A 25,442-nucleotide genomic window follows, 5' to 3' on the forward strand; every position below is an offset into this window, starting at 1 on the left:
CTTTCCCTGGGCTCTCGCGGTTCCTCTGCGAGCTTCCCCGACTTTTCTCCGATATGCCCGGCTTCTCCGATACGTCCGGGTCAGCCGAGGCCCGCGGAGCCTCCGGAGCCGAAGATCTTCTCATAGAAGGCCAGCTCGGCCTCCAGCGAGGCGACCATGGTCTCCTCGCGCCGCCAGCCGTGCTGTTCCCCGGGGAACGTGATGAACTCGCACGAATGGCCCGCGTCGCGCATCCCCGCCACGAACCGCTCGGTCTGCGCGAGCGGCACGATCACGTCCTCCAGCCCGTGCATGAGCAGCGCCGGGCCCGAGGCGCGCGCCGCGTGCGTGGTGGGCGACCGGTCGGCGTACCGCTCCCGCGTCTCGGGCAGCGGCCCGATCAGGCCGTCGAGGTACCTCGACTCGAAGTCGTGCGTCTCCCCGGCCCACGCCTCCGCGTCCGTGATCGCGTAGAACGCCACCGCGCACCGGAACACGTCGGTCCGCACCAGCGCGCACAGCGAGGTCCAGCCGCCCGCGCTCCCGCCCCGGATCGCCAGCCGCGCCGGGTCCGCCAGCCCCTCGGCGACCAGCCCCCGCGCGACCGCCGCGCTGTCCTCCACGTCCACGAGGCCCCACCCGTGGCGCAGCCGCTCGCGGTACGCCCTGCCGTACCCGGTGGAGCCGCCGTAGTTGACCACGGCGACGCCGATCCCCCGGCTCGTGAAGAACGCGACCTCCAGGTCCAGCCCCAGCGGCCAGCACCCCGTCGGCCCGCCGTGCACGAAGATCAGGTACGGCTCGCGCCCGGCGGCCTCCGCCGGCGGGTACACGTGGGCGTGGACCGGGCGGCCGTCGGCGCCGGGGTACGTCGTGGCGCGCGGCGTCGGCAGGTGCTCGCGGGGCGGCGGGTCCTGCAGGCGCGACAGGCCGCGCACCTCGCCGGACTCCAGGTCCACCTCGATCACCTGGTACGGGGAGTACGGCGTCGAGGCCACGGCGACCGCGCGGGATCCCCGGACCGAGATCGTCGAGCCCCAGGCGGTGTGCGGCGACCCGACGTCGGTGATCACGCCGGTCGCCGGGTCGAGGACGCCCAGCGCCTTGCCGTCGCCCGTGCCGTGGATCGCCGCGACCCTGCCGTCCCCGGTGAAGCCGAAGTAGGCGTAGCCCAGCTTCCACGTGCCGGTGCCGAACTCCTCCTCGCGCGGCGCGAGGTTGCGCGGCGGGCGGCCGTCGAGCGGGATCTCGTAGAGGTTCCACCAGCCGGTGGGGTCGGTGACCGCGTACAACGTGTCGTCGTCGCGCCATTCGGCCTGGACCACGGATTCGTCCGCGCCGCCCGCCACCACGCGGCGCTCGCCGGCCGTGCCGTCCTCGCGCAGCGGGGCGACGCACAGCTCGGTGCCGTCCCAGGGCATGTTCGGGTGGTTCCAGCCGATCCAGGCGACCCGCGTGCCGTCCGGGGACACACGCGGATTCATCAGGAAATCGTGCGACGTGAGGACGGTCCGCAGGCCGCCACCGTCGAGGCGCACCGCGACCAGGTCCCGCCGCGGGCCGCGCTCGCGCACACACCACACCTCGTCGCCGCGGACCACCAGGTCGCCGTAGTGCGACCCGTCGCCCGGCGTGAGCGCGACCGGTTCCCCGCCCTCGCGGTGCAGGTAGAGGCGCTGGTCCGCCCAGTTCGTGAACACCACCCCGCCGCCGGGGACCGGCCGCCACGACCGCCCGCCGTACTCGATGAGCCGGTTGCGCGCGTTCCAGCCCGGCGGCAGCACGTCGCGGATCTCGCCGTCCGGCGTCAGCCGTACGACGCAGCGGCGGCCGCCCTCGTGGGGGCGCGGGTCGTCCCACCACACCTCGTCGCCGACCTGTTCCACCCACAGTGGCGCGGAATCCATCCGCGCCACGTCCAGGGCGCTGATCGGGGAGCGGCGGAACACGGTCACCGGCTGTCCTCCTGTTCGGAGACGGAATCCAGGGGCGGGAGAGGGATCTCGGGCGGGCGGACGATGTAGACGATCCCGCCGCTTCCGGACGAGCGCAGCCAGACGTTCTCGAACGCGGCGCGCGGGTAGACGCGGCGGACGGTCGCGTCGTCGGGCGCGGCCGGGTCGTTGGCGATCACGTCGCCGGCCGCGGTGAAGCCCGTGACGACCATGATGTGGCCGCTCGTGGAGTACCCGGAGCCCGGCAGCTCATGCTCGCGGAAGGCCTGGGACGTGATCACCGGTATGCCCGCGGCGATGAACGACTCCACCTCCGTGAGGGACCGCAGCCGCGTCACGAACGCGTCGAGGCCGAAGCCCCCGGCGTACGCGGTGCTGAACGGCCAGTTACCGGTGCCCTGGTACCCGTGGTCGTACATGTGCCGCGCCGCGTGGTCCACCGCCGGGTGCGGGTCGCCGGGGTCGATCCAGGTCAGCTCGGCGGGGTCGGGGCGGCGGCCCCAGTACTCCAGCACCATGGTCACCGACGCGGGGCTGCACCAGTTGTCGCCACCGCCGTCCCACTGCGGGAAGTGCCCGGCGTGGACCTTCTGCGAGCGGCACGGCACGGCCAGCTCCAGTCCCGCCGCCGGCCCGGGCGGGCTCACCGGCACCGGGGCCGGATGGTGCACGGCGGAGGCCATCACCCGCAGCGACCGCAGCCGGGGCCACGCGCGCGCCCCGACCAGCCGGTGCGCGGTCACCCGCAACCGGTAGGACACCACGGGCCGCACCGCGACGAAGGTGTCCACCGCGACGTCGCCGTCGGCGTCCCCCTGCCCGGGCAGGGTGGTCCGGTGGACGGCGTCGCCCGAGGTCCAGCGCCCGAGGACGTACCACTTGGTCAGCGTGTCGTCCACGGTCCGCGCCCGCAGCCCCACCTCGATCCACGTGCCGCCGGGCGTGTCCGCGATCCAGGACGGCACCAGCTCGGTCGCGGGGAAGCCGATCTCGCACTCCTCCCCCGTCCACCGCGCCACCTCCCACGTACGGCTGCCGCCGCCGAACGGGTCGAGGTACTCGGCCAGCCCCTCGGCCTCGCCGTACGCGGGCAGGCCGGAGAACCGGTGCAGCACGATGCTCGCCGTGGTCGGCTGGGCAGACATCACCGCTCCGATCGCGGGACTGGGGTGGGGACTGGGACGTGGACGGGTGGGCGCCCGCGGCCGAGCGAGAACTGTAACGGGGACGGCCGCGGCGGGCGGGCTCTGGGTGGGCGGATTCCGGGGGCGGGTTCTGCGGTGGACTCTGGAGCGGGCTCTGAGGTGGACTCTGGGGCGGGCTCTGGACGCGGGCTTTGGACGCGGACTCTGGGGCGGGCTTCGGGACGGGCGGGCTTCGGGGCTTGGGACGCCGGGGCGGCCGGGCCCTGCGGGCGGCCGGTGACGACGCTCAGACGGTAGGCATACCGGCGGCCAGGCACATCGGATGTTTTACGTATCCCTCTCGCCCGGGGCTCCTGAGCGGTCGTTTCACCTCGATCGCCCCGGGTAGCGCTGCCGCATGTCGCAAGCATCCGATCCCACACCGCCGCCCCAGCAACAGCCGTACCCCGGCGACACCGCCGGCATGGACCCGCCTCCCGCCGACGAGATGCGCGACTACGTCGGCCGGGACCTCCTCGCGGGCAAACGCGCCCTGATCACCGGCGGGGACTCGGGCATCGGGCGCGCGGTCGCGGTCGCGTTCGCCAAGGAGGGCGCCGACGTCGCGATCGCCTACCTGTCCGAGGACGACGACGCCCGGCGCACGCGGGAGCTGGTCGAGGCCGAGGGGCGGCGCTGCGTCGCCATCCCCGGCGACCTCACCGACCGCTCCCACTGCGAGGAGGTCGTCCGGCGGACCGTGGCCGAGCTGGGCGGCCTCGACGTGCTGGTGAACAACGCCGGCACGCAGACGCCGGTCCAGAACCCCGAGGACATCTCCGACGAGCAGTGGACGCGCACGTTCGACCTGAACATCCACGCGTACTTCCGGGTGACCCGGGCCGCGCTGAGCCACCTGCCGCGCGGCGGCGCGATCATCAACACGTCGTCGATCAACGGGCTGCGCGGCAACAAGACGCTGATCGACTACTCGGCGACCAAGGGCGCGATCCTGGCCTGGACGTACTCCATGGCGCAGGCCCTGACCGAGCGCGGCATCCGGGTCAACTGCGTGGCGCCGGGGCCGGTGTGGACGCCGCTGATCCCCTCGACGTTCCCGGCGGAGAAGGTGGACCAGTTCGGCTCGCAGGTGCCGATGGGGCGGATGGCCATGCCGGACGAGATCGCCCCGTCGTACGTGTTCTTCGCGTCGGAGCGCCTGTCGTCGTACTACACGGGCGAGGTGCTGGCCCCGATCGGCGGCGAGACCCTGCCCGGCTGACGGGCTCGCGCGACTCCGCTCGGAATACCCATCGGGGGTATATGGTTGCACTGGGTGCGCCGAGCCGAGGAGGAGTACGCCGATGACCGCCTACGCGCATGACAAGGCCGACTACAAGCGCCGTCTCAGCCGCATCGAGGGCCAGGTGCGGGGGTTGCAGCGCATGGTCGAGGAGGACCAGTACTGCATCGACATCCTGACCCAGGTGTCGGCCGCGACCAAGGCCCTCCAGTCGTTCTCGCTGAAGCTCCTGGAGGAGCACATGGCCCACTGCGTGGCCGAGGCCACCGAGAAGGGCGGCGAGGAGGCCCGGCTCAAGGTCAAGGAGGCGTCCGAGGCGATCGCCCGCCTCGTCCGCTCCTGAGCCTCGCCCTTCCGCGCGGCCGCGGTGCGCCCCGTGCGCTCCAGTGCGCCCCCGTGCACCCCGTGCTCCGGTACGCCCCGGTACGCCCCATGTGGTCCGGTACGCCCCGGGAGGCGCGTCCCCGACGTACGCCTCCCGGGGCGCGGCGCGCGGGGCCGCGCCCGGCCGTACGTCTCGATCTTGGAAGGGGCGGGGCGGGCATGATCGCGCTTGACGCGGGCAGGGGCCGGGCATGACGCAGAATCCGGAAGACAGCGGCTTCAGGGGGGACTCCCTCGTCCCCGAACCGGGCGGAACGGGCGGCCAGCGCGTCGACGACACCCCCGGATCGGCCGGGTCGGTGACCGAGGTCTCCGAGCCCGGCCTCAGCCAGAACCCGCCCGAGCAGGCCGAGGGCGCGGCCGAGCGGCTGCCGCCCACCTCCACCGACCGGGGCGGGCCGTCGCCCCGGCAGGAGGCGCGGATCTCGGGCGAGAGCGAGACCGTCGCCGAGCGGGCCGGCGGGGAGCTGGGACCGGGCGGGCCGCTCCCGCCGCCGGAGGCCGCCGAGGGACGCGGCCGCGGCAAGCCCGAGGGCGACACCGACGAGTCGGACATGCCCCGCCCCGAACCCGACATCGGCCCCACCTCCTGACCCGCGGAGGGCCCCGGAACCACCACGGGTCCGGGGCCCCGCAAGGGCCCCACACGGGCCCCGTGCGGCGTCAGGCCGTCAGCGGAGGTACTGCTCCATGACCGGGCGCAGGGACTCCTTGAGGTCGGGGTCGCGCAGGGCGGCCTGGAGCACGGTCTCCAGGTAGGACTTGAGCGTGCCGGTGTCGTGCCAGATGCCCTCGATGACCTGCCCGTACATCGGGTTCCGCCGGGCGTACCGGTCGAGCGCCGCCGACAGGTAGACCTCGCCGGACTCGTCCGGCCCCAGCCGCTCCAGCTCCTCCATGATCGGCGGAGTCACGACGTAGCCGCCCACGCAGGCGTACTCCGACGGCGCGTTCTCCACGGCGGGCTTCTCCACGATCTCCTCGACGCGGAACAGCCGGTCCCCCGCCTCCTCGCCCAGCCGGGCCATGCCGTACTTGCTCGCCCGCTCTCTCGGCACCGGCGTGAGCGCGATGACGGGCGCGTTCACCTGGTCGTACGCGTCCACGAGCTGGCGGGCGCGCGGCGTGTCCGACTGGAAGAAGTCGTCGCCCCAGAGCACGATGAACGGCTCGTCCCCGATCACCCGGCTCGCGTTCAGCACGGGCGTGCCGTTGCCGTACGGCCCCTGCTGGTAGAGGTAGCTGATGCGCACCTCGGTCCAGATGCGGCGGATCTCGTCGGCCTCCTTGTCCTTGCCGAGGCTCCGCAGCTCGTTCTCCAGGTCGGGGTCCGGGGCGAAGTGCTCCTGGACCAGGCTCTTGCGCAACGTGGTGACGATGTAGACGTCCTCCACCCCGGCCGCGACCAGTTCCTCCACGAGGAGCTGGATCACCGGGCGGTCCAGGATCGGCATCATCTCCTTGGGGAGCGCCTTCGTCAGGGGCAGCAACCGGGTCCCCAGACCGGCGACCGGGATGACGGCTTTGCGAATCATGTCGGATCTCCGCTGGTGAGGCAGGGTTCAACGGCTCGGCGGGGGGAGGACGGCCGATTTGGCTTTCCCTGGCCTCCCCCGCCAGCATGGATCTATGCGCGCGGTGTTCGTCCTCGTCCACAGCCCGGCGGTCGGACCGCTCACGTGGCGTCCCGTCGCCCGCGAGCTGCGCGAACGCGGCCACGAGGCGATCGTCCCCAGCCTCCTCGACGCGGTCGCGGCCGGCCCGCCGTACTGGCCCCGCGTCGTGGACGCCGTGCGCCAGGCCGTCGAGGGCGTGAACGCCCCGCTGGTCGCGGTCTGCCACAGCGGCGCCGGTCCCTACGCGCCCGCGCTGGCCAGCAGCCTGGGCGGGCGGCTGGCCGCGACGGTCTTCGCCGACGCGCTGCTGCCCGCCGAGTCGGGCTCCAGCCCGCTCGCCACGCCCCGGCAGCTCGGGTTCCTGCGTGACCTGGCCGACGACGAGGGGCTGCTCCCGCCGTGGACCTCCTGGTTCGACGAGCGCCACATCGCCCCGATGTTCCCCGACCCGGCCCAGCGTCGCGCCGTCGAGGCCGAGCAGCCCCGCCTCCCCCTGGCGTACTTCGAGGCTCGGATCCCGGTCCCCGCCGCGTGGCACGGCCATCCCTGCTTCTACCTGCGCTTCTCCCCCGCCTACGCCGAGGCCGCCGAGGAGGCCCGCCGGCGGGGCTGGCCGGTCGCCGACCTCCCCGGCACCCACCTCCACCAGCTCACGGCCCCCGGCGCCGTCGCCGCCCGCCTCCTCACCGTCCTCCCGAGGGTCACCCCGCCCGCCTCCTGACCACTCACCGGCCCGCCCCGCGCACACGCCGTACGGCAAGGCGCCCCGGGCGTCGGGCGCGATTCCGCCCGCGGGGTGTGGCGGAAATCGCCTGATCGGCGCGAGAGTGGAAGGTGTCCGTCCACAGGGGCGTCACGGGGCCCCGGGTTCCCCGGGGCCGTGCCGGAGACGGCCGGATCCGGAACTCCGGGGCGGAGTTGCGCGTAATCTGTGGTGACTGGAGTCGGCCGGAGCGAGGATGGACCGTTGACGTCGGAGCAGCAGCACGAACGCCGCTTGGAGGCCGAGGGCAAGACCCCGGTGCTCGACCCGCGCGACGGCGATGACCTCCTCGGCGGCATCGCCGGCCGCCTCGGGTTCCGTGACCGCCTGCGCCAGAACCCGACGCTGAACCTCGCCTACCGGATCGGCGTGGGCGTCCTCGGCGGCCTGGTGCTGGTCCTCGGCATCGTGCTGATCCCGTACCCCGGCCCCGGCTGGCTCGTGGTCTTCGCCGGCCTGGCCATCCTCGCGACCGAGTTCTCCTGGGCCGAGCGCGTCCTGCGCTTCGCCAAGGGCAAGTACGACGCCTGGGCCGCCTGGCTCAAGCGCCGGCACGTGGCCGTCCGCCTCCTGGTCATGGGCCTCACCGGCCTCATCGTCGTGGCGACCCTCTGGCTCCTCAACGTCTTCGGCCTCCTCACCGGCCTGGTGGGCCTCGACATCCCCTGGCTCGTAACCCCCATCCCCTTCCTGCAGTGACCCCCGCCCGCCGGCGCGCGGGTGCCACCCGCCGCGGCGCGCGTGCGGCCACGGGCGGGACGGCCGGCTCCCGCGTCAGCGGAGTTTGGGGTCCAGGGCGTCTCTGACGACGTCGCCGAGCATGAGGAAGCTGAGGACCGTGGCGGTGAGGAAGAGGCCGGGGAAGATCAGCAGGTGGGGGAACTCGAAGAAGAAGCTGCGGGCGACGTTGAGCTGCAGACCCCAGCTCACCTCGGGGAACTGCAGGCCCACGCCGAGGTAGTCGAGGGTGGCCTCGCCGCTGATGACGTTGCCCACGTTGAGCATGGCGACGATGAAGACCGGGGCGATGGCGTTGGGGAGGATGTGCTTGCGCATGATGCGCAGGTCTCCCGCGCCCAGGCCGCGGGCGGCTCGGACGTAGTCGGTGTCCTTCACGGCCAGGACCTGGCCGCGCATGATGCGGGTCATGGTGGTCCAGCCGAGGAGGACCAGGACCAGGGTCATCGCCCAGATGCCCCGCTCGGGGAAGGCGATCAGGACCACGGTGGCGCCCAGGACGAACGGGATGCCGAAGAAGATGTCGGTGAGCCGGGAGATCAGGCCGTCCACCCAGCCGCCGTAGTAGCCCGCGAGCAGGCCCAGCACGATCGCGATGAGCAGCGAGAACACCGTCACCGCCAGGCCGATCAGGATCGAGGGGCGCGCGCCGTAGACCACCTGCGACCAGTACTCGCAGCCCTGGTTGTCGAAGCCGAAGATCGCGGCGTCGGACGGGCGCACGCGGGCCCGGCGCACGTTGCAGCCCTCGTTGGGGCCGAGCGAGGTGAACAGGCCGGGGAAGACGGCCATGGCGACCGCCACCGTCAGGATCAGCGCGGACAGCCAGAACGTCACGCGGCGGCGGAGCTGGTGCCAGGCGTCCTGCCAGAGCGAGCCGCGCTGCGAGATGGGCTCGACCTCACCGGTCGGCGGGGCCGCGATCGCCTCAACCATGGCTGATCCTCGGGTCGAGCACGCCGTACAGCAGGTCGACGAGCAGGTTGACGAGGAGGTAGACCAGCACGAGGAGGCTGACCACGCCGACCACGACGGTGCCCTCCTGGAGCTGGATGGACTGGAACACCTGCTGGCCGATGCCGGGCAGGTTGAAGATGCCCTCGGTGACGACCGCCCCGGCCATGAGGTTGCCGAAGTCGACGCCGAGGTAGGTGACCACGGGGATCAGCGAGTTGCGCAGCGTGTGCACGCCGATGATCCGTCTTCGCGCCACGCCCTTGGACTGGGCGGTGCGGACGAAGTCGGCCCGGAGGTTCTCGATGAGGCTCGCCCGCGCCAGCCGCGCGACGTAGGCGATGCCGAACGAGCCGAGCACCATCGCGGGCAGGATGAAGCTGCCGGGCCAGTCGCCCTCGTAGGAGGTCGGGAACAGCCCGAGGTGCAGCCCCAGCACGATCTGCGCGGTGTATCCGAACACGAACACCGGGATCGCGATGATGAACGTCGTGCCGCCGAGCACGAGCGTGTCGATGATCCCGCCGCGCCGCAGCGCCGCGATCACGCCGAGCGCCACGCCGGCGACCAGCTCGAACACCCACGCGGTCAGCGCGAGCTGCAGCGTCACCGTCCACCGGTCGCTCAGCAGCTCGCCGACCGGCTGCCCGGTGAACGTCTCCCCCAGGTCGCCCTGGAGCAGCCCGCCGATGTACTTGCCGTACTGCACGATCAGCGGATCGTCCAGGTTGTAGCGGTCGTGCAGCGCGTTGAGCACGGCCGGCGGCAGCGGCTTGTCCCCCGCCAGCGCCAGGATGGGGTCCCCGGGCAGCGCGAAGACCATCGCGTAGATCAGGAACGTGGTCCCGAAGAACACGGGGATCATCTGCAGCAGCCGCACCACGACATAGCGCCCCACCGGTCCCCTCCTTCCCTGCTCGCTCCCGGATCGCCCGCTCCGCACGCTACGCCGGAGCCCGGCCCCGCGAAGGCCGTCACGCCCGGCCTGTGGACAACGAAACGCCTGTGGACAACCTCGCCCCCGCCGTACGGCTCCCGCCGGCGCGCCGCCCCGCCGTACCACCACCTGCCGTACGGCCGGCGGTGTCGGCGGCGAGGCGGTCCGGCGGGGACGTGAACGGGCGGAGAGGGCGCGGGCCGCCGGGACCCGCGCCCTCCTGTCGCGCCGCTACTTCTTGACAGTGATCTGGTCCAGGTTCGCGCTGTAGGCGTCGATCGTGACGTTCTCGATGTTCTTGGAGTAGCCCGCCTGGTCCTGCCAGTTCCACAGCGGGGCCATCGGCATCTCCTTGATCGCCAGGTCCTCGGCCTGCTGGTAGAGCGGGATGCTGGCCTCCATGCTCGGCGCCGAGTTGGCCTTCTCGATCAGTTCCTGGAACTCCTTGTTCTCCCAGCCCATGCGGTTGCCGGCGCCCCACATGGACTCCAGGTAGTTCTGCGGGCTCGGGTAGTCCATGACCCAGTTGTTGCGGTACGGCCCGTCCTGCTTGTGCTCGCGCAGCGTCTTCAGGTAGTCCGCGGCCGGGATCTTGCGGAACTTGATGTCCTTGATCCCCAGGTTCTGCGTGAGCTGGTTGGCGACCGCCTGCATCCACTGCTCGTAGCTGGGGTCGGCGTTGGAGAAGTACAGGTTGAGCGTGCCCGTGAACCCGCCGGCCTGGTCGAAGAGCTGCTTGGCCTTGGCCGGGTCGAACTTGCACGCCTCGCCGCAGATCCCCTCGCGGTATCCCGGCACGAGCGGCGGCACCAGCGAGCCCATCGGCTTGTACGTCCCGTTGAAGACGGCCTGGACAATGCCCTCACGGTCGATCGCCATCGAGATCGCCTTGCGCAGCTCGGGCTTGGCGTACCGCTTGTCGTACACCGGGAAGCCCAGGTAGTCCATGGTCCCGCCGGGGGTGGAGACGAACCGGTCGCCCAGCAGGCCCTTGGCCTCGCTCACGTTGGCGGCGGGGATCGTCGTGAGCAGGTCCACCTTGTTCGCCCGCAGGTCCACGTAGGCCGTGTCCCGGCTGGCGTAGATCTTGAAGTCGATGCCCTCGGACTTGGGCTTGCGCGGCCCGCCGTACTCCTTGAACGCCTTGGTCTTGATCAGCCGGTTGCGCTGCCACTCGCCGTCGAGCATGAACGGCCCGTTGCCGATCGGCTTGACGTCGTACGCCTTGAGGTCGGCGAACGCGGCCTTCGGCATCGGCGCGAAGCCGGTGTAGGCGAGCATGATCGGGAACTGGCTGAACGGCGCCTTCAGCGTGACCTCGAGCGTGTTCGGGTCCACGACCTTGAGCCCGGAGAGCTTGTCGGCCTTGGGCTTGGCGCCCTCCTCCTCGGGGTTGAGGTCCTCGTAGCCGACGACGTTCTCGAAGTAGTAGTTGTTGGTCCAGCCGTTGGGGGCGTACGCGGTGGCGTTCCAGGCGTCGGCGAAGCTCTCGGCCGTGACCGGCTCGCCGTTGTGGAACTTCTGCCCCGGCTTGATCTTGATCGTCCAGACCTTCTGGTCGGTGGACGTGATCGACTCGGCCGCCAGCATGACCGGCTTGCCGGTCTTGGGGTCGATCTCGACCAACGGCTCGAAGATCGCCTGAAGCACGGTGATCGAGTAGCTGCTGGACGTGGCGCCGGGGGTCAGATGGTCGGGCTCGGTCAGCGCGACGGAGAACCTGCTCGCCTTCTGGCCCTCACCACCGCCGCCGCCCCCGCCTCCGCAGGCGCCGGCGACGAGTGCCGCCGCGGTGAGGACCGCGGCCCAGCCCGCCCTCCGGACGACATTCTTCATTGGTCACGACCCTTCCGTTGATTCGGGTTCGCCGGGGATCGCACCCTTTGCGGCCCCCCTGTCCGGACCCCCCTCTCCGGCCCTCCGGCGTGATGCCGGAGAGGGTAGGTAGTCGTGTCACAACCGCACATCGGAAGGTTTACGTATTCTCCCGGGGGCCCGTCTTCCGCCACCCTGGACCCATAAGCTCGGCACAGCGCCGGTTGTCGGCTCATGTGCTCGGCTCGCCGCGCCGTGCTCGCGCGACGCGGCAGGCCCGAGGCGGAGGGTCATGAAGACAGTCCTCGATGCCCGGATGACGCTCAGCGGCCGCCACCTCAGGGCGTTCGCCGAGATCGGCGTGCATGTGGCCGGCCTGCCCGGGGCGGCCGGGGGGCGCGCGGCGATGACCGCGCTGCGCCAGGTCGTGCCCCTGGAGGCGTACGAGTTCGTCGCCTACGACCCCGCCACCGGCCTGCACGAGAGCCTCGTCTCCGACGGTTACCCGCGCGTCGACGAGGACGCCGCCGAGGAGTTCACCCGCCTGGAGTCCTACCGTGAGCTGATGCGCCGCCGCACGCCGGTCCCGATGGACCCCGGCACCGTCTACTACCGGCGGCACCTGGAGCCGTACGGCTGGCGCGCCGGCCTGACCGCCGCGCTCTTCCTCCCCGAGGGCCGCTACACCGGCCTGCTCCACCTCAACGCGCGCGATCCGGACGCCTTCGGCGAGACGACGCTCATGGTCATCAGCGCGGTCTGCCCCGCGCTCGCCCAGGTCACCGATCTGACCCGCTGCGTCGTCGAGCCCCTGGGCCTGCCCTCCGGGTTCAGCGCCGTCGCCTTCGAGCGCAGCGGCCGCCGCCGCCCCGTCGCGGGGTGGCCGGAGTCGGAGGTGATCGCCGCCGAGCCCGCGATGGCCGAGCTGGCGCGCGAGTTCATCGACTCCCGCGAGCTGGGACGGCGCGGCCTGTGGCTGGCGGGCGACGGCGAATGGCGCGAGGTCCGCCTGCTCCGCGCCGGCGTCGGCCTCCACGGCTCCATCCAGGGCGTGATCATCGCTGAGCGGCGCCGGGGCCTGCCGTACGGGCTCACCTACCGTGAGCTGGAGGTCCTGTCCCGCGTCGCCCGGGGCGACTCCAACCCCCAGATCGCCGAGGCCCTCGTGCTCAGCGTGCGCACCGTCACCACGCACCTGGAGCGCATCTTCACCAAGCTCGGCTGCGACAGCCGCACCCGCCTCACGGCCAAGGCCCTGGCCGAGGGCCTGCAGACCCTCACGCTCCCGCCCTCCTGACCTCCGCGGGCCGCCCCCGTACGGCCCGGGCGGGCGCCGTCCGTACGGCTCGCGCGCCGCGCCGACCCCGAGTTATCCACCGACGAATCGGGGCGAATCGCGTTGTCCACAGAATGGGGTTCGGGCCCGTGCCGGAGCCGGGCGGTTGGCGATCCTGGTCGCCAGTCGTCCCCGGAACGGAGGTCCCCCGATGTCACCTCACTTCCCCGCGCGTCCCCTCGCGACGGTCACCGCGGCCGTGGCGGCCGGCGCCGCCCTCGTCACCGAGCCCGCCGCCGCCTCCCCCTCTCTCCCCCGTCCCCACCGCTGCGAGGCGCCCGCCCATCCGCCGGTCCCCCGCGCCGACCCGCCGCCACCCGCCCCCGCCTCGGCCGACGCCCCCTCCGGCCCGCCGCCGCTGCCCGCCCCCGGCGAGGTCCACGGCACCCCACCGGCCGCGACCGGCGCCGACGCCCCGCTGCCGGCGCCCGCCCCGGCGTTCGCCCCGTCCCCCGCACCCGCGTCCGCCCAGGAGGGCGGCGCTCCGGGCCGGTCCCGCGACTCCGGCCCACCTCGGCCTGTTCGCGGGCTGCCCGGGACCGGGCGGGGCGGGCAGGCCCCGGGCGACGCGCCTTCACCGGCGGCCTCGGTCGCGTACGGCGAGGCGCCCTCTCTCCCGCGCGCGCCCGTCCCGGGACTCGCCGCGCCCGAGACGAGCTTGGCTCGCGGCCTTGAAGAGGCGGCCGCCCCGTCGCGCACGCCGGGGCCGTGGCACGGCGCGCCCGGCGATGGCGGGGGCGAGCGGCGGGGCGAGCGGACGGCCGCTTCACGTCCCTCCGCGCCGGGGCGCGACGGGCCCGACGGGAATCGGAGCGCCGGTGATGGGGGTGCGGTCGCCCGGTCGGACTCATACGCGCCCGGGCTCGGCTCTGCCGTGCGGGCCGGTGCCGTCCATGGTGCGGAGCCGCCCGTGGACGGGCCGGGATCCGGAGTGCGGGCGCCCCGGTGGGCGGTCGTCTCCGTGGGCGGGGCGGGGGCCGGGCCCGTGGGGGTGTGGACGAGGTGGATGCCGCCGCCGGGTCACGGGCCCGCGGAGACGAGCGCGGATGACGGTTGCCCCCAGGCGGTGGAGGGCCTGCCTCCGTCCCTCCAGCCGCCTCCCGAGGACGAGGGGCCGTTCCTCCCGGCCCCTCCGGAGGACGCTCCACCCTGGCCGCTGCCGGGGAGGGACCTGGTCAGCCCGCCTCCCCATGTCCCGGTGGTCCCCGCACCTCGCGCCGTGGCCGGCATCCCGCTTCCCCACATGCCCGCGCCGGGCGCGGCCCCGGACGCGCCCCCGGGCGGCGTCACCGGCGGCGATGACGTGGAGGGCGCGGGTGGAGCCCACGGCGACTCGGATGGAGGCATGCCCGGCGGCCTGGGCGGGATCGTCTCCGCCGGCCCGGGCGAAGCCCCTGCCGGCGGCCCGGGCGAGGGCCTTGCCGGCGGCCGGGAGGCCGGCGCGTACGGCGGCCTGGAGGAAGACTCCTCCGGCGGTCAGGGCGCCTTCGGCGGAATGGGCGGAGGAGTCTCCAGCGGAGCGGGCGAGGCGCGCGGCGGCCGGAGCGGGGTGAGCCGGCCGGGAAGCGTGAGCGCCTCCGGCGGTTCCGGCGGCGCGGGTCCCCGGGGCCGGCCGGCTGAGAGGGCCGGGGCGGGACGAAGGGGCGCGGCCGCCCGGGGCGAGAAGGCGGGCGGGGACGCGAGGAAGGCGAAGCGGCCACAGCGACGGCAGATGCGGCGGGTGTCACCGGGGGAGGTCGCCGCGCGGGCGGCGTTGCGCTGGCTGGGCACCCCCTATACCTGGGGTGGGGGCGGGACGGCGGGGCCCACGAGGGGGGTCGCGCACGGGGCGCGGCGCGTCGGCTTCGACTGCTCGGGGCTGACCCTCCACGCCTGGTCCAAGGCGGGGGTCAGGCTGGGCCACTACACCGGCGCGCAGTTCCGACACGGCAGGCGCGTCCGCTTCTCCGACCTGCGCCGAGGCGACCTCGTCTTCTTCGGCGGAGGTTCCCGGGGCGCCCCCACACACGTGGGCCTCTACCTCGGCCGGGGCGTCATGATCCATGCTCCCCGCACGGGCGACGTCGTCAGGCGCACCCGGTTCACGCACTCCCGCCACTACGCCTCCATCTATCGGGGAGCCGTCCGGCCCCGGCCCTGACCGCGTGGTTCTCGGGGCAACGTGAGTGTTCGCCGCGATGCGGGCGCACGGGCGGTGTGAAATAGAGGGGCCCACCGCGCGGGGCTGCGACGCGGAATGGGGCGAGAAGGGGCAAGAATGGCGTAATGTCGCCATTCGTACCGGGTTTTCGCGGGAAGGGATGGCATGGGGTCGACCGCCAAGACCACTGTCGAGTTGCTGCACGCGCTGGAGCCCGTCGTCGAGACGGAGCTGAACCGCCACCTCGCCACGGCGAAGGAGTGGTTCCCCCACGACTACGTGCCGTGGAGCGAGGGGCGCAACTATGACGGGCTCATGGGGGGTGAGGCCTGGTCACCCGAGGACTCGGACATGCCGACGACGGTGCGGGACTCGCTGATCGTCAACCTGCTCACCGAGGACAACCTGCCGAGCTACCACTTCGAGATCGCGACGACGTTCGGGCGCGACGGGGCCTGGGGCACCTGGGTGCACCGGTGGACCGCCGAGGAGGCCCGGCACGGCATCGCGATCCGCGACTACCTGACGGTCAAGCGCATCGTGGACCCGGTCGAGCTGGAGCGCGCCCGCATGAGCCACATGCAGGAGGGCTACACCAACGACCACGACGGGCAGATGCTGCACGCCCTGGCCTACGTGTCGTTCCAGGAGCTCGCGACCCGGATCGCCCACCGCAACACGGGCAGGGCCGCCGGCGACCCGCTCTGCGAGCAGCTCCTCGCCCGCGTCGCCGCCGACGAGAACCTGCACATGCTCTTCTACCGCAACCTGCTGAACGCGGCGTTCGACATCTCCCCGGACCAGACGATGCGCGCGGTCACCGACGTCGTAAAGGCATTCCAGATGCCGGGCCACGGCATCCCCGGCTTCACCCGCAAGGCGTTCAACATCGCCATGGAGGGCATCTACGACCTGCGCCTCCACCACGACGACGTGCTCTCCCCCGTCCTCCGCCAGTGGAACGTCTTCGACCGCACCGGCCTGTCCGGCGACGGCGAGCGCGCCCGCGAGGAGCTCGCCACCTTCCTCGGCGACCTCGACAAGACGGCGACCCGCTTCGAGGAGCGCCGCGAGGCCCGCCGCGCCCGCCTGGCCGCCACCGCCGAATCCTGACCGACCACCGCACACCGCCACACGCACCCCCGGACCCGGGCCACAGCGCAACCCGCCCGCACCGGGTCCCGGCCACGGCGCGTCCGCACCCGGGCCGCGCCGGGCCCCCGCCGGAGCGCCGGGCGCGTCACCGGCCTCGCGGCCGTACGAGGACGGAAAAACGGCGTGGAGGGGGCGCTACGCTCTGAGGATGGCGCGTGATGAACGTGGGGTGACCCCCCAGAGCGAGGACTTTTCCGCCTGGTACAACGAGCTGGTCGCCAAGGCCGGCCTGGTGGACCGGGGGCCGGTCAAGGGCACGATGGTCATCCGGCCCTACGGCTACCGCATGTGGGAGCTGCTGCAGGCGGAGCTGGACGGGCGCATCAAGGAGACCGGGCACGAGAACGCCTACTTCCCGATGCTCATCCCGGAGAGCTACCTGAAGCGGGAGGCCGAGCACGTCGAGGGGTTCGCGCCGGAGCTGGCCGTCGTCACGCACGCGGGCGGCAAGGAACTGGACGAGCCGCTGGTGGTGCGGCCAACCTCCGAGACCGTCATCGGCGAGATGATGTCGAAGTGGATCAGCTCCCACCGGGACCTGCCGCTGCTGCTCAACCAGTGGGCCAACGTGGTGCGGTGGGAGCTGCGGCCGCGCACGTTCCTGCGGACCACCGAGTTCCTCTGGCAGGAGGGGCACACCGCGCACGCCGGCGAGGACGACGCGATGCGCGAGACGATGCTCGCCCTCGACCTGTACGACGACGTCGCGACCAACCTCGCGGCCCTCCCCGTCGTGCCCGGGGAGAAGACCCCGGGCGAGCGGTTCGCGGGCGCCGCGCGCACGTTCACGATCGAGGGCATGATGCGCGACGGCCGCGCCCTCCAGGCCGGGACCTCCCACTACATGGGCACGAACTTCGCGCGCGCCTTCGACATCCAGTACACCGGCGAGGAGGGCCGCCTGGAGTACTGCCACACGACGTCCTGGGGCATGACGACCCGCATGATCGGCGCGGTGGTCATGACCCACGGCGACGACAAGGGGCTCGTCCTCCCGCCGCGTCTCGCGCCGCACCAGGTCGTGATCGTCCCCGTCGGCCGCGACGCCGCCGAGGTCATGCCCGCCGCCGTGGAGCTGGCCGCGTCCCTGCGCACGGCGGGCGTGCGCGTCCACGTGGACGACCGCACGCACCTGTCCCCCGGCTTCAAGTTCAACGACTGGGAGATGCGCGGCGTCCCGGTCCGCCTCGAACTGGGCCCCCGCGATCTCGCCGCCGGCACCGCCGTCATGGCCCGCCGCCTCGGCGACCACCCCAAGGAGCCGGTCCCGCTGGACCGCCTCCCCGGGATGATCACCGGCGTGCTCGACGACTTCCAGGCCTACCTGCTGCGGCGCGCCACCGAGTTCCGCGACGCCAACACCGCGACGGTGGACGACTGGGACTCCTTCGCATCCGCCGTGTCCACCGGCTGGGCCCGCGCCCTGCACTGCGGCGTCCCCGCCTGCGAGGACGAGATCAAGGCCGAGACCAAGGCGACGCCCCGCTGCGTCCCCCTGAACGCCCCGGAGGAGACGGGCGAGTGCGTCCGCTGCCACCGCCCGTCCGCCTACGGCAAGCGCGTCATCTTCGCCCGCGCCTACTGACCGGCCCCGGCCCCCGAGCCCAGGAGGCCCCGAGCCTCCGGAAGCCACGAGCCCCGGAGGCTCGCCGGCCAGGAAACCCGGGAGCCCGGGAGTCCAGTGAGCCCAGGAAGCCACGAGGCCACGAGACTCCGGAGGCCACGAGCCCCGGAGGCTCGCCGGCCAGGGAACCCGGGAGCCCGGGGAACCGGGAGCCCAGGAACCCCCGAGCCCAGGAGGCCACGGGCCCCGGAGGCTGCCAGCCAGGGAACCCGGGAGCCCGGCGAGGCCGGGAGCCCGGGAGCCCGGGAGGCGTGAAGCGGATCAGACCTCGGGGTCGCAGATGAACGGCGCGCAGGGCTCCCCGCCCCGAGCCCCCACGCCGGACAGCACCGCCGCCGGATCGGAGCTCGCCGACGGGACGTCCACCGGCAGCGGCTCGGCGTCGCCGTCCGCGGCCTCCGCCGCCTCCTCGGGGGCGGCGGCCGGGGCGGCGGCGGCCTCGTTCTCCGAGGCGGCGGCGGTCAGGAGCCTGCGGGGACCGGGACCGTCGTCGCCGAGCGTGTCATCGCGGTTGGCCAGCTTGCACCGGCCCAGCGACAGGCACCCGCAGCCGATGCACTCGGTCAGGTCGTCGCGGAGCCGGGTGAGCTGGTCGATGCGCTCGTCCAGCTCGGTCCGCCAGACCGAGGAGAGGCGGATCCAGTCGCGGCGGGTGGGGGTCCGCTCCTCGGGGAGCCGGTCCAGGGCCTCCCGGATGGTCTTCAGGGGGATGCCCACGCGCTGGGAGACCCGGATGAAGGCCACCCGGCGCAGGGTGTCGCGGCTGTAGCGCCGCTGGTTGCCCGCCGTGCGGCGGCTGCGGATCAGGCCCTTGGCCTCGTAGAAGTGCAGGGCCGAGACGGCGACGCCGCTGCGCGCGGCGAGCTGGCCGACGGTGAGCTCGTGGACGTCCGCGGGAAGGTGAGCCATGCCCGCCATGCTAGCCAAACCTCAGCCAAGGTCGAGGGTCTCAGCCGATCTCCTCGATGAACCCGGACAGTTGCCGCACGTTGCGGCACTCGTGCATGGGAATGATCTCGCCGTACGGCGTGGCGGCCGAGTCCCCCGTGTCCCAGTCCCTGCGGGGCTCGGGGTTCAGCCAGTACGCGCCGCGCGCGGCGTCGGCGAGGCGCCGTACCACCGGGAGGGACAGCTCGGAGTAGTTGGACCGGGCGTCGCCCAGGACCAGCAGCGACGTGCGGGGGCCGACCGCGTCGCCGTACCGCTCCTCGAAGACCTTGAACGCGTTGCCGTAGTTGCTGTGGCCGGTGATCCACACCAGGTCGGCCTCGCGCGTCATGCGCGTCATGGCGTCCACCACGTCCGCGCCGGGGGCGAAGAAGCGGGTGATCTCGTCCACGGTGTCGATGAACGCGAACGCGCGCACCTTGCTGAACTGCTCCCGCAGCGCGAACGTCAGCAGCAGCGTGAAGTGCGCGAACGAGGAGACCGAGTCGCTGGCGTCGCACAGGATGACCAGTTCCGGCCGGTGCGGGCGGCGCGGCCGGTGGTGGGTCACGACGGGGACGCCGCCGGTGGACAGGGAGGCCCGGACGGTGCGCCGGAAGTCCAGCCGCCCGCGCGCGCCGTGCTTGATCCGCAGCCGGGCCGCCAGCCGCCGGGCCAGCGGCTGCACCTCGCGCCGCAGCCGCGCCAGGTCGGCCCGGGTCGCGCGCAGGAAGTCCACCTGCTCCAGCGGCGGCTTCACGGCCGTCCGCGCGATCTTCTCGATGCCCGAGTCCTCCGCGATGCGCCGCCGCACCTCGGTGCCGACCAGGTCCTCGAACCGCCGCATCCGCGCCCCGAGCCGCTGCCGGGCGACCCTCTCGGCCAGCCCGCCGCGCTCCTGCCCGGTGAGCACCTCCGCCAGCAGCCGCGACATGAGCGTCTCGGGCGACAGCTCGCGCATCACGTCGTAGGAGAACCACGCCTGCCGCCCGCGCTCCGCCGGCGCGCGCCCGAACAGCCGCACCGCCTCCCGCGCGAACCCGGCCAGCGCGGCCTCGTCCCCGCTCAGCAGCAGCTCGGCCAGTTCGTCCCGCATCGCCGCGACGTCCCGGTCGCGGTCCCGGTCGCGGCCCCGCTCGCCGTGCCCGGCGATCCGGTACGGCGTGCCGTCCCCGACCGCCGCCGGGAACCACAGGTCGAAGAGCGTGTCGAACGCCGGCCGGTGCGACGCCCGCTTCACCAGGGTCGCGGCGTACGCCTCCCGGAAGGCCCACCGGTCCGCGACGTCGATCACCGCGAGCGCCCGCGCCGCGTCCAGCCCCTCGGCGAGCGAGACCGGCACGCCCGCGTCCCGCAACGCCCCGAGGAACCCCACGTGCCGCTCCACCAGCGGCCCCGCCCCCGCGACCGCGGGCCGGGACGGATGATCCCGGGACTCGCCCGCGAAGGCGGCGGCGGGCGAGACCCCGGCCCGGGCCTCGGACGGCGAATCGCGCGGCTCGTCCGCGGAGGCGGAGGCATGCGACGCCACAGGCAGTACCCCGGGCGGGGCCTCGGGCGGGCGCCCGCCGGAATTCCCCGGCAAGGTCTCGTGCGGGTTCCCGCCGGGGAATTCTCGCCGTGACTCGACGGGGGCGGGCGGGGCCTCAGACGGGACCTCAGACGGGACCCGGGTCGGGACCTCGCGCGGGGCCTCGGGCGGGTGGCCGGCAGGGTTCCCCGGCGGGGCCTCCGCCGGGCGCTCGCCGGGGGACTCTCGCCGTGACCGGCGGCCGGGGCGGTCAGGCATCGAGGGCGAGTTCCTTCACCGCGCGCTCCTGGTCGCTCGCGTGCTTGAGGACCACGCCCAGCGTCGCGGAGACGGCCGCGGCGTCGAGGGCGGGGAGGGAGAGGGCGATGAGGGTCCGGGCCCAGTCGATGGTCTCGGCGATCGAGGGCGACTTCTTCAGCTCCAGGGAGCGGAGGGTGCCCACCATGTTGACCACCTGCGCGGCCAGCGACTCCGAGATCCCCGGGACCCGGGTCAGCACGATGTCCCGCTCGCGGTCGGCGGCCGGGTAGTCGATGTGGAGGAACAGGCAGCGGCGCTTCAGGGCCTCGGAGAGGTCGCGCGTGGCGTTGGACGTGAGGACGACGAAGGGCGTCGAGGCCGCCTTGATGGTGCCCAGCTCGGGGATCGTGACCTGGTAGTCGGACAGGATCTCCAGGAGCAGCCCCTCCACCTCGACGTCCGCCTTGTCGGTCTCGTCGATGAGCAGGACCGTGGGGCCCTCGCGGCGGATGGCGGCGAGGAGCGGGCGTTCCAGCAGGAACTCCTCGGTGAAGATGTCGTCGTGGACGTCCTGCCAGGTCTGGTCGTCGGGGGCCGCCTGGATGCGGAGGAGCTGCTTCTTGTAGTTCCACTCGTACAGGGCCCGGGGCTCGTCCAGGCCCTCGTAGCACTGCAGGCGGACCAGCTCCGCGCCCGTCGCGGCCGCCACCGCCTTGGCCAGCTCGGTCTTGCCGACGCCGGCCGGGCCCTCGACGAGCAGCGGCTTGCCGAGGGCGGCGGCGAGGAAGACGGTGGTGGCGATCGCCTCGTCGGGGAGGTATCCCGCCCTGGTCAGGCGTGCGCGGACGTCGGCGGGGGACTCGAACATCGGACCTCCAGGCGGGGCGACCTTGATCGACGGTACCTCAGACCCGGAAGAAGACCGTCTCCCGGTCCCCCTGCAGCCTGATGTCCCACCGCAGATCATCCCCGTCCCCGGCGGCGACCAACGTGGCGGCCCTCTCCCCGAGGGATTCGAGCAGTTCGTCCCGCGCCCCGGGGAAGTAGACGCGGGTGACCAGGTGCCGCAGCAGCCCGCGCGCGTTCACGATCACGCTGAGGTGCCCGGCGTCCGGCCGCGCGGTGACGAAGTGGAAGTTCCCGGACTCGTCCGTCTCGCACCGGCCGTACCCGCCGGGGTGGTTCACCTCGATCAGCGCGTCCGGCACCGGCTCCCCCGCCCCGTCGTACACCGTCCCGGACAGGCGCACGGTGCCGCCCTCCCCGACGTGCGGACCCTTGTCGTACGGCAGCGCGAACTTGAAGAACGGGCCCACGGTCTGCGACGGCGTGATCACGAGTCCTCCATCGGGGTACGGCCGAGCACGATGTCGAACCGGTAGCCCAGCGCCCACTCCGGCACGGTGGTGTCCAGGTCGAAGCGGGACACGAGGAGGTCCCTGGCCTTCGGGTCGCGGATCGAGTTGAAGATCGGGTCGTGCTCGAAGAGCGGGTCGCCGGGGAAGTACATCTGCGTGACGAGCCGCTGCACGAACGCCGTGCCGAAGACCGAGAAGTGGATGTGCGCCGGGCGCCAGGCGTTCTCGTGGTTCCGCCACGGATAAGCGCCCGGCTTTATCGTGATAAATCGGTACGCCCCATCGTCGTCGGTCAGGCACCGCCCCACGCCGGTGAAGTTCGGGTCCAGCGGCGCCGGGTGCTGGTCCTCCTTCTGGACGTACCGCCCGGCGGCGTTCGCCTGCCAGACCTCCACGAGCTGGTTCCGCACCGGCCGCCCGTCGGCGTCCGTCACCCGCCCGGTCACGATGATCCGCTCCCCCAGCGGCTCCCCCGCGTGCTGCCGCGTCAGGTCGTGGTCCAGCTCCCCGACCCGCTCGTGCCCGAGGTACGGCGACGCCAGGTCGGCCGCGCCCAGCCGGGGCTGGACCAGCGGGCGCTTCGGGTGGCGCAGCCGCGTGGACCTGTAGTCGGGCCAGTCCAGCGGGGGGTGGACGCCCAGCTCGTCGAGCTCGTCCATCAGGCTCCTTCGAGTACGACGGCGAGGCCCTGGCCCACGCCGATGCAGATGGCCGCGAGGCCGTAGCCGCCCCCGCGGCGGTGCAGCTCCCAGGCCAGGGAGCCGAGGATGCGGGCGCCGGAGCACCCGAGGGGGTGGCCGAGCGCGATGGCCCCGCCGTTCGGGTTGACGATCTCGGGGTCGAGGTCGGGCCACTCGGCCAGGCAGGCGAGCGACTGCGCGGCGAACGCCTCGTTCAGCTCCACCACCGCCAGGTCGCCCCAGCCGATCCCGGCCCGCTTGAGCGCGATCCGCGCCGCCTCGACCGGCCCGACTCCGAACAGGTGCGGCTCCACGCCGGTCGCCGCCCGCGCCGCGACGCGCGCCAGCGGCGCCTGCCCGGCCTTGGCGGCCCCGCGCTCGTCGCCGACGAGCAGCGCCGCCGCGCCGTCGTTCAGCGGGGAGGAGTTCCCGGCGGTGACCGTCCCGTCCTTCCTGAAGACGGGCTTCAGCCGGGCGAGAGCCGCGAGCGTGGTGTCCGCTCGCACGCTCTCGTCGCGATCCAGCCCGTCGAGCGGCCGGATCTCGTCGGCGAACCGGTCCGCTTCCCAGGCCGCCGCCGCCCGCTGGTGGCTGCGCAGCGCGAACTCGTCCTGCGCGGCGCGGCTCAGGCCGTACCGGCCGGCCAGGATCTCCGCGCCCTCGCCGAGGGCCACCGTCCACTCCGCCGGCATGCGCGGGTTGACCATGCGCCAGCCCAGGGCCGTGTCGTACATCGTCCGCGGGCCGCGCGCGAACCCCTTCTCCGGCTTCGGCATGACCCACGGCGCGCGGCTCATCGACTCGGAGCCGCCCGCGATCACCAGCTCGGCGTCCCCGACCGCCACCGCGCGGCTCGCGCCGATCACGGCCTCCAGGCCGGACCCGCAGAGCCGGTTCACGGTCGTCCCCGGCACCGTCGGCGGCAGCCCGGCCAGCAGCGCGGCCATGCGCGCGACGTTCCGGTTGTCCTCGCCCGCGCCGTTCGCGGCCCCGAAGAACACGTCGTCCACGGCCGCCGGGTCCAGCCCGGGGCCGCGCTCGGCGATCCCGCGCACCACCTCCGCCGCGAGGTCGTCCGGCCGCACGTCCGCCAGCGCCCCGCCGTACCGCCCGATCGGCGTCCGCACCGCGTCCAGGATGAACACGTCGTTCACTTCGCCCTCCCTGAGCCGTCCGTACGGCTTCCGCCCGCCTTCCCGGCGGGGCGCGGCCCGCTCCGCCGCGGGGCCCGGCCGCCCGCCGTACCGGAGGCGCCGCCGCTCATTCCAGGTTCCGCAGGGCGGTCAGCTCCGCCTCGGTGGGAGGCTCGGTGACCGCCAGGCCGGGGACCGCCGAAAGGTCCCAGCCGGTCTTCTCGCGCGCCTCCTCCAGGGTGGCACCGGGGTGGAGCGCGGTCAGGCGGAGTTCGCGGGTCTCCGGGTCGGGCTCCAGGACCCCGAGGTCGGTGATCACCGTGAGCGGGCCGCGGATGACCGAGGTCACGAAGTCCACCCGCTCCACGAAGGAGCGCGGCGTCTGGCGCACGATCACGATCACCTCGCGGCAGGCCGAGGCGATCTCGGGCGCTCCGCCGGCGCCGGGGAGGCGGACCTCGGGATCGGCGTAGTCGCCGATGACCGTGGTGTTGACGCGGCCGTACCGGTCGATCTGGGCGGCGCCGAGGAAGCCGACCTCGATCCGGCCCGGCTGGAGCCAGTAGTTGAAGATCTCGGCGACGCCGACCACGGTGTCGGCGGTCTCGGCGAGGTTGCCGTCGCCGATCGACAGCGGCAGCCGGTCCGGCTTGGCCCCGATCGTGCCCGACTCGTAGATCAGCACCAGCTCCGGAGCGTGGGTGCGGCGGGCCAGGTTGGCGGCGGTGCTCGGCAGGCCGATGCCGACGAAGCAGGACCGGCCGTCGCGCAGCCGGCGGGCGGCGGTGACGGTCATCATCTCGTCGGGGGTCACCGGGCCGCCCGGGGTCAGGGGATTCTCGGCGCTCACAGGACGTGCTCCCTCATCCAGGCGGTGAAGGCGTCGCGGTCGCGGCTGATCGCGTCCCAGGCGACGTAGAAGTCGTTGTCGCGGACGGTGTATCCCAGGCTGTACGACGGGTGCGAGCCGCGCGGCGCGTGGCTGACCAGGGAGATCGCCCACGAGGGCAGCACGATCGCGCCGCGCCGGTCGTCCAGCTCGTCCACGACCTCCTCGACGGTCACCAGCGACCTGCGCGCGGCCAGCACGGCCTCCTTCTGCACGCCGGTGATGCCCCAGAGCTGCACGTTGCCCCGCCGGTCCGCGCGCTGGGCGTGCACGATCGACACGTCCGGGTTGAGCGCGGGCACCGCCGTCAGCTCCTCGCCGGTGAACGGGCAGGTGATCGGCTTGACCGTCTCCGTGTGCTCGGCCAGCCCGGTCCCGGCGTACCCCCGGAGCACGGCGAACGGCAGGCCCGACGCGCCCGCGACGTACCGGTTCACCATCCCGGCGTGGCTGTGCTCCTCGATCTCCAGCGGGCGCGGCCAGGAGTTCTGCACGGCGTCGCGGAAGCGGTGCAGCGAGCCCACCCCCGGGTTGCCGCCCCAGGAGAAGACCAGCTTGCGCGCGCACCCCATGCCGATGAGCTGGTCGTACACGAGGTCCGGCGTCATGCGGATCAGCGTCAGGTCACGCCGCCCCTGCCGGATGATCTCGTGCCCGGCCGCGAACGGGATGAGGTGGGTGAACCCCTCCAGGGCCACCGAGTCCCCGTCGCGCACCAGCTCCGCCACGGCGTCCGCCAGCGGAACCACCCGAGCCACGCCGCCTCCTCCGTGTTCGCCTGTCGAACCGACGTTCTCTACGCGAACCTACTCAGCTCCGAGTGACGGGGTCAAGGACTCGGGGTGGTCACAAAGTCGGGGG

At 73.3% G+C, this 25,442-nt stretch carries 22 protein-coding genes and 1 pseudogene; 9 read left to right on the plus strand and 14 right to left on the minus strand.

Annotation, left to right across the window (positions count from 1 at the left end; genetic code table 11):
• Nucleotides 1–80: 80 nt before the first annotated feature.
• Together D5H75_RS22360 and D5H75_RS22365 are read right to left on the minus strand one after the other, a co-directional pair.
• Nucleotides 81–1,934: a S9 family peptidase gene (locus D5H75_RS22360; protein ID WP_340137769.1), complete on the minus strand. Its 1,854-nt coding sequence runs from the start codon at nt 1,932–1,934 to the stop codon at nt 81–83.
• Nucleotides 1,931–3,079, minus strand: a complete 1,149-nt coding sequence (locus tag D5H75_RS22365) for a C39 family peptidase (RefSeq protein ID WP_119928474.1) — start codon at nt 3,077–3,079, stop codon at nt 1,931–1,933. Before D5H75_RS22365 ends, D5H75_RS22360 begins: the two co-directional genes overlap by 4 nt.
• A 397-nt stretch (nt 3,080–3,476) precedes the next feature.
• Between D5H75_RS22365 and D5H75_RS22370 the strand changes: the two genes are divergently transcribed.
• The 3 genes from D5H75_RS22370 (at nt 3,477) to D5H75_RS22380 (ending at nt 5,338) form a co-directional block, all read left to right on the plus strand.
• Entirely contained in the window at nt 3,477–4,340 is an 864-nt protein-coding gene (locus tag D5H75_RS22370; protein ID WP_242454435.1) for an SDR family oxidoreductase, read from the plus strand.
• An 82-nt stretch (nt 4,341–4,422) separates the two neighbouring features.
• Entirely contained in the window at nt 4,423–4,704 is a 282-nt protein-coding gene (locus D5H75_RS22375) for a metal-sensitive transcriptional regulator (RefSeq protein ID WP_119928476.1), read from the plus strand.
• Between the two features lie 232 nt (nt 4,705–4,936).
• A complete protein-coding gene (locus D5H75_RS22380) occupies nt 4,937–5,338 on the plus strand; it encodes a hypothetical protein (protein WP_119928477.1) in 402 nt (133 codons plus the stop codon).
• Between the two features lie 78 nt (nt 5,339–5,416).
• Here D5H75_RS22380 and D5H75_RS22385 read toward each other — a convergent pair whose 3' ends face one another.
• Entirely contained in the window at nt 5,417–6,280 is an 864-nt protein-coding gene (locus D5H75_RS22385; RefSeq protein WP_119928478.1) for a UTP--glucose-1-phosphate uridylyltransferase, read from the minus strand.
• A gap of 94 nt (nt 6,281–6,374) precedes the next feature.
• Between D5H75_RS22385 and D5H75_RS22390 the strand changes: the two genes are divergently transcribed.
• Both D5H75_RS22390 and D5H75_RS22395 read left to right on the plus strand, forming a co-directional pair.
• Nucleotides 6,375–7,082: an alpha/beta hydrolase gene (locus D5H75_RS22390; RefSeq protein ID WP_119928479.1), complete on the plus strand. Its 708-nt coding sequence runs from the start codon at nt 6,375–6,377 to the stop codon at nt 7,080–7,082.
• Between the two features lie 246 nt (nt 7,083–7,328).
• A complete protein-coding gene (locus D5H75_RS22395; protein ID WP_242454436.1) occupies nt 7,329–7,823 on the plus strand; it encodes a TIGR02611 family protein in 495 nt (164 codons plus the stop codon).
• A gap of 75 nt (nt 7,824–7,898) precedes the next feature.
• On the opposite strand, the gene D5H75_RS22400 is transcribed toward D5H75_RS22395, so the two are convergent.
• The 3 genes from D5H75_RS22400 to D5H75_RS22410 all read right to left on the minus strand — a co-directional run bounded on the left by D5H75_RS22400 (nt 7,899) and on the right by D5H75_RS22410 (nt 11,589).
• Nucleotides 7,899–8,798 (minus strand): ABC transporter permease, encoded by a 900-nt coding sequence (locus D5H75_RS22400; RefSeq protein ID WP_119928480.1) that lies wholly within the window; start codon nt 8,796–8,798, stop codon nt 7,899–7,901.
• Nucleotides 8,791–9,714: an ABC transporter permease gene (locus D5H75_RS22405; RefSeq protein WP_119928481.1), complete on the minus strand. Its 924-nt coding sequence runs from the start codon at nt 9,712–9,714 to the stop codon at nt 8,791–8,793. Before D5H75_RS22405 ends, D5H75_RS22400 begins: the two co-directional genes overlap by 8 nt.
• A gap of 270 nt (nt 9,715–9,984) precedes the next feature.
• Nucleotides 9,985–11,589: a peptide ABC transporter substrate-binding protein gene (locus tag D5H75_RS22410; protein WP_119928482.1), complete on the minus strand. Its 1,605-nt coding sequence runs from the start codon at nt 11,587–11,589 to the stop codon at nt 9,985–9,987.
• A 271-nt stretch (nt 11,590–11,860) separates the two neighbouring features.
• Between D5H75_RS22410 and D5H75_RS22415 the strand changes: the two genes are divergently transcribed.
• The 4 genes from D5H75_RS22415 to proS all read left to right on the plus strand — a co-directional run bounded on the left by D5H75_RS22415 (nt 11,861) and on the right by proS (nt 17,784).
• Entirely contained in the window at nt 11,861–12,865 is a 1,005-nt protein-coding gene (locus tag D5H75_RS22415) for a helix-turn-helix transcriptional regulator (protein ID WP_119928483.1), read from the plus strand.
• A 1,750-nt stretch (nt 12,866–14,615) separates the two neighbouring features.
• Entirely contained in the window at nt 14,616–15,044 is a 429-nt protein-coding gene (locus D5H75_RS41825; RefSeq protein ID WP_202638397.1) for an NlpC/P60 family protein, read from the plus strand.
• 165 nt (nt 15,045–15,209) lie between these two features.
• Nucleotides 15,210–16,157: an acyl-ACP desaturase gene (locus D5H75_RS22425; RefSeq protein ID WP_119928485.1), complete on the plus strand. Its 948-nt coding sequence runs from the start codon at nt 15,210–15,212 to the stop codon at nt 16,155–16,157.
• A 190-nt stretch (nt 16,158–16,347) separates the two neighbouring features.
• A complete protein-coding gene (gene proS / locus D5H75_RS22430; protein WP_242454437.1) occupies nt 16,348–17,784 on the plus strand; it encodes a proline--tRNA ligase in 1,437 nt (478 codons plus the stop codon).
• A gap of 492 nt (nt 17,785–18,276) precedes the next feature.
• Here the strand turns inward: proS and soxR are convergent.
• From soxR to D5H75_RS22470, 8 genes and pseudogenes are all read right to left on the minus strand, one after another.
• A pseudogene (gene soxR, locus D5H75_RS22435) lies at nt 18,277–18,732 on the minus strand (redox-sensitive transcriptional activator SoxR); the annotation flags it as partial.
• A gap of 40 nt (nt 18,733–18,772) precedes the next feature.
• A complete protein-coding gene (locus tag D5H75_RS44220; protein ID WP_422674050.1) occupies nt 18,773–20,137 on the minus strand; it encodes a VWA domain-containing protein in 1,365 nt (454 codons plus the stop codon).
• Nucleotides 20,138–20,531: 394 nt separating this feature from the next.
• Nucleotides 20,532–21,389, minus strand: a complete 858-nt coding sequence (locus D5H75_RS22445; protein ID WP_119928488.1) for an AAA family ATPase — start codon at nt 21,387–21,389, stop codon at nt 20,532–20,534.
• Nucleotides 21,390–21,426: 37 nt separating this feature from the next.
• Nucleotides 21,427–21,858, minus strand: a complete 432-nt coding sequence (locus D5H75_RS22450) for a carboxypeptidase regulatory-like domain-containing protein (protein WP_119928489.1) — start codon at nt 21,856–21,858, stop codon at nt 21,427–21,429.
• The gene (gene pcaH / locus D5H75_RS22455; protein WP_119928490.1) at nt 21,855–22,538 is read right to left on the minus strand and encodes a protocatechuate 3,4-dioxygenase subunit beta; all 684 of its coding nucleotides are present in this window, start codon (nt 22,536–22,538) and stop codon (nt 21,855–21,857) included. Before pcaH ends, D5H75_RS22450 begins: the two co-directional genes overlap by 4 nt.
• On the minus strand, nt 22,538–23,713 hold the full coding sequence (locus D5H75_RS22460) for a thiolase family protein (RefSeq protein WP_119928491.1): 1,176 nt from the start codon (nt 23,711–23,713) through the stop codon (nt 22,538–22,540). Before D5H75_RS22460 ends, pcaH begins: the two co-directional genes overlap by 1 nt.
• A gap of 106 nt (nt 23,714–23,819) precedes the next feature.
• Nucleotides 23,820–24,491: a CoA-transferase subunit beta gene (locus tag D5H75_RS22465; protein ID WP_119928686.1), complete on the minus strand. Its 672-nt coding sequence runs from the start codon at nt 24,489–24,491 to the stop codon at nt 23,820–23,822.
• Nucleotides 24,492–24,538: 47 nt separating this feature from the next.
• Complete coding sequence (locus D5H75_RS22470) at nt 24,539–25,339, minus strand: CoA transferase subunit A (protein WP_119928492.1); 801 nt, start codon at nt 25,337–25,339, stop codon at nt 24,539–24,541.
• Between the last annotated feature and the right edge of the window lie 103 nt (nt 25,340–25,442).

It is taken from the genome of Bailinhaonella thermotolerans (assembly GCF_003594875.1).
Classification (GTDB): Bacteria; Actinomycetota; Actinomycetes; order Streptosporangiales; family Streptosporangiaceae; genus Bailinhaonella; species Bailinhaonella thermotolerans.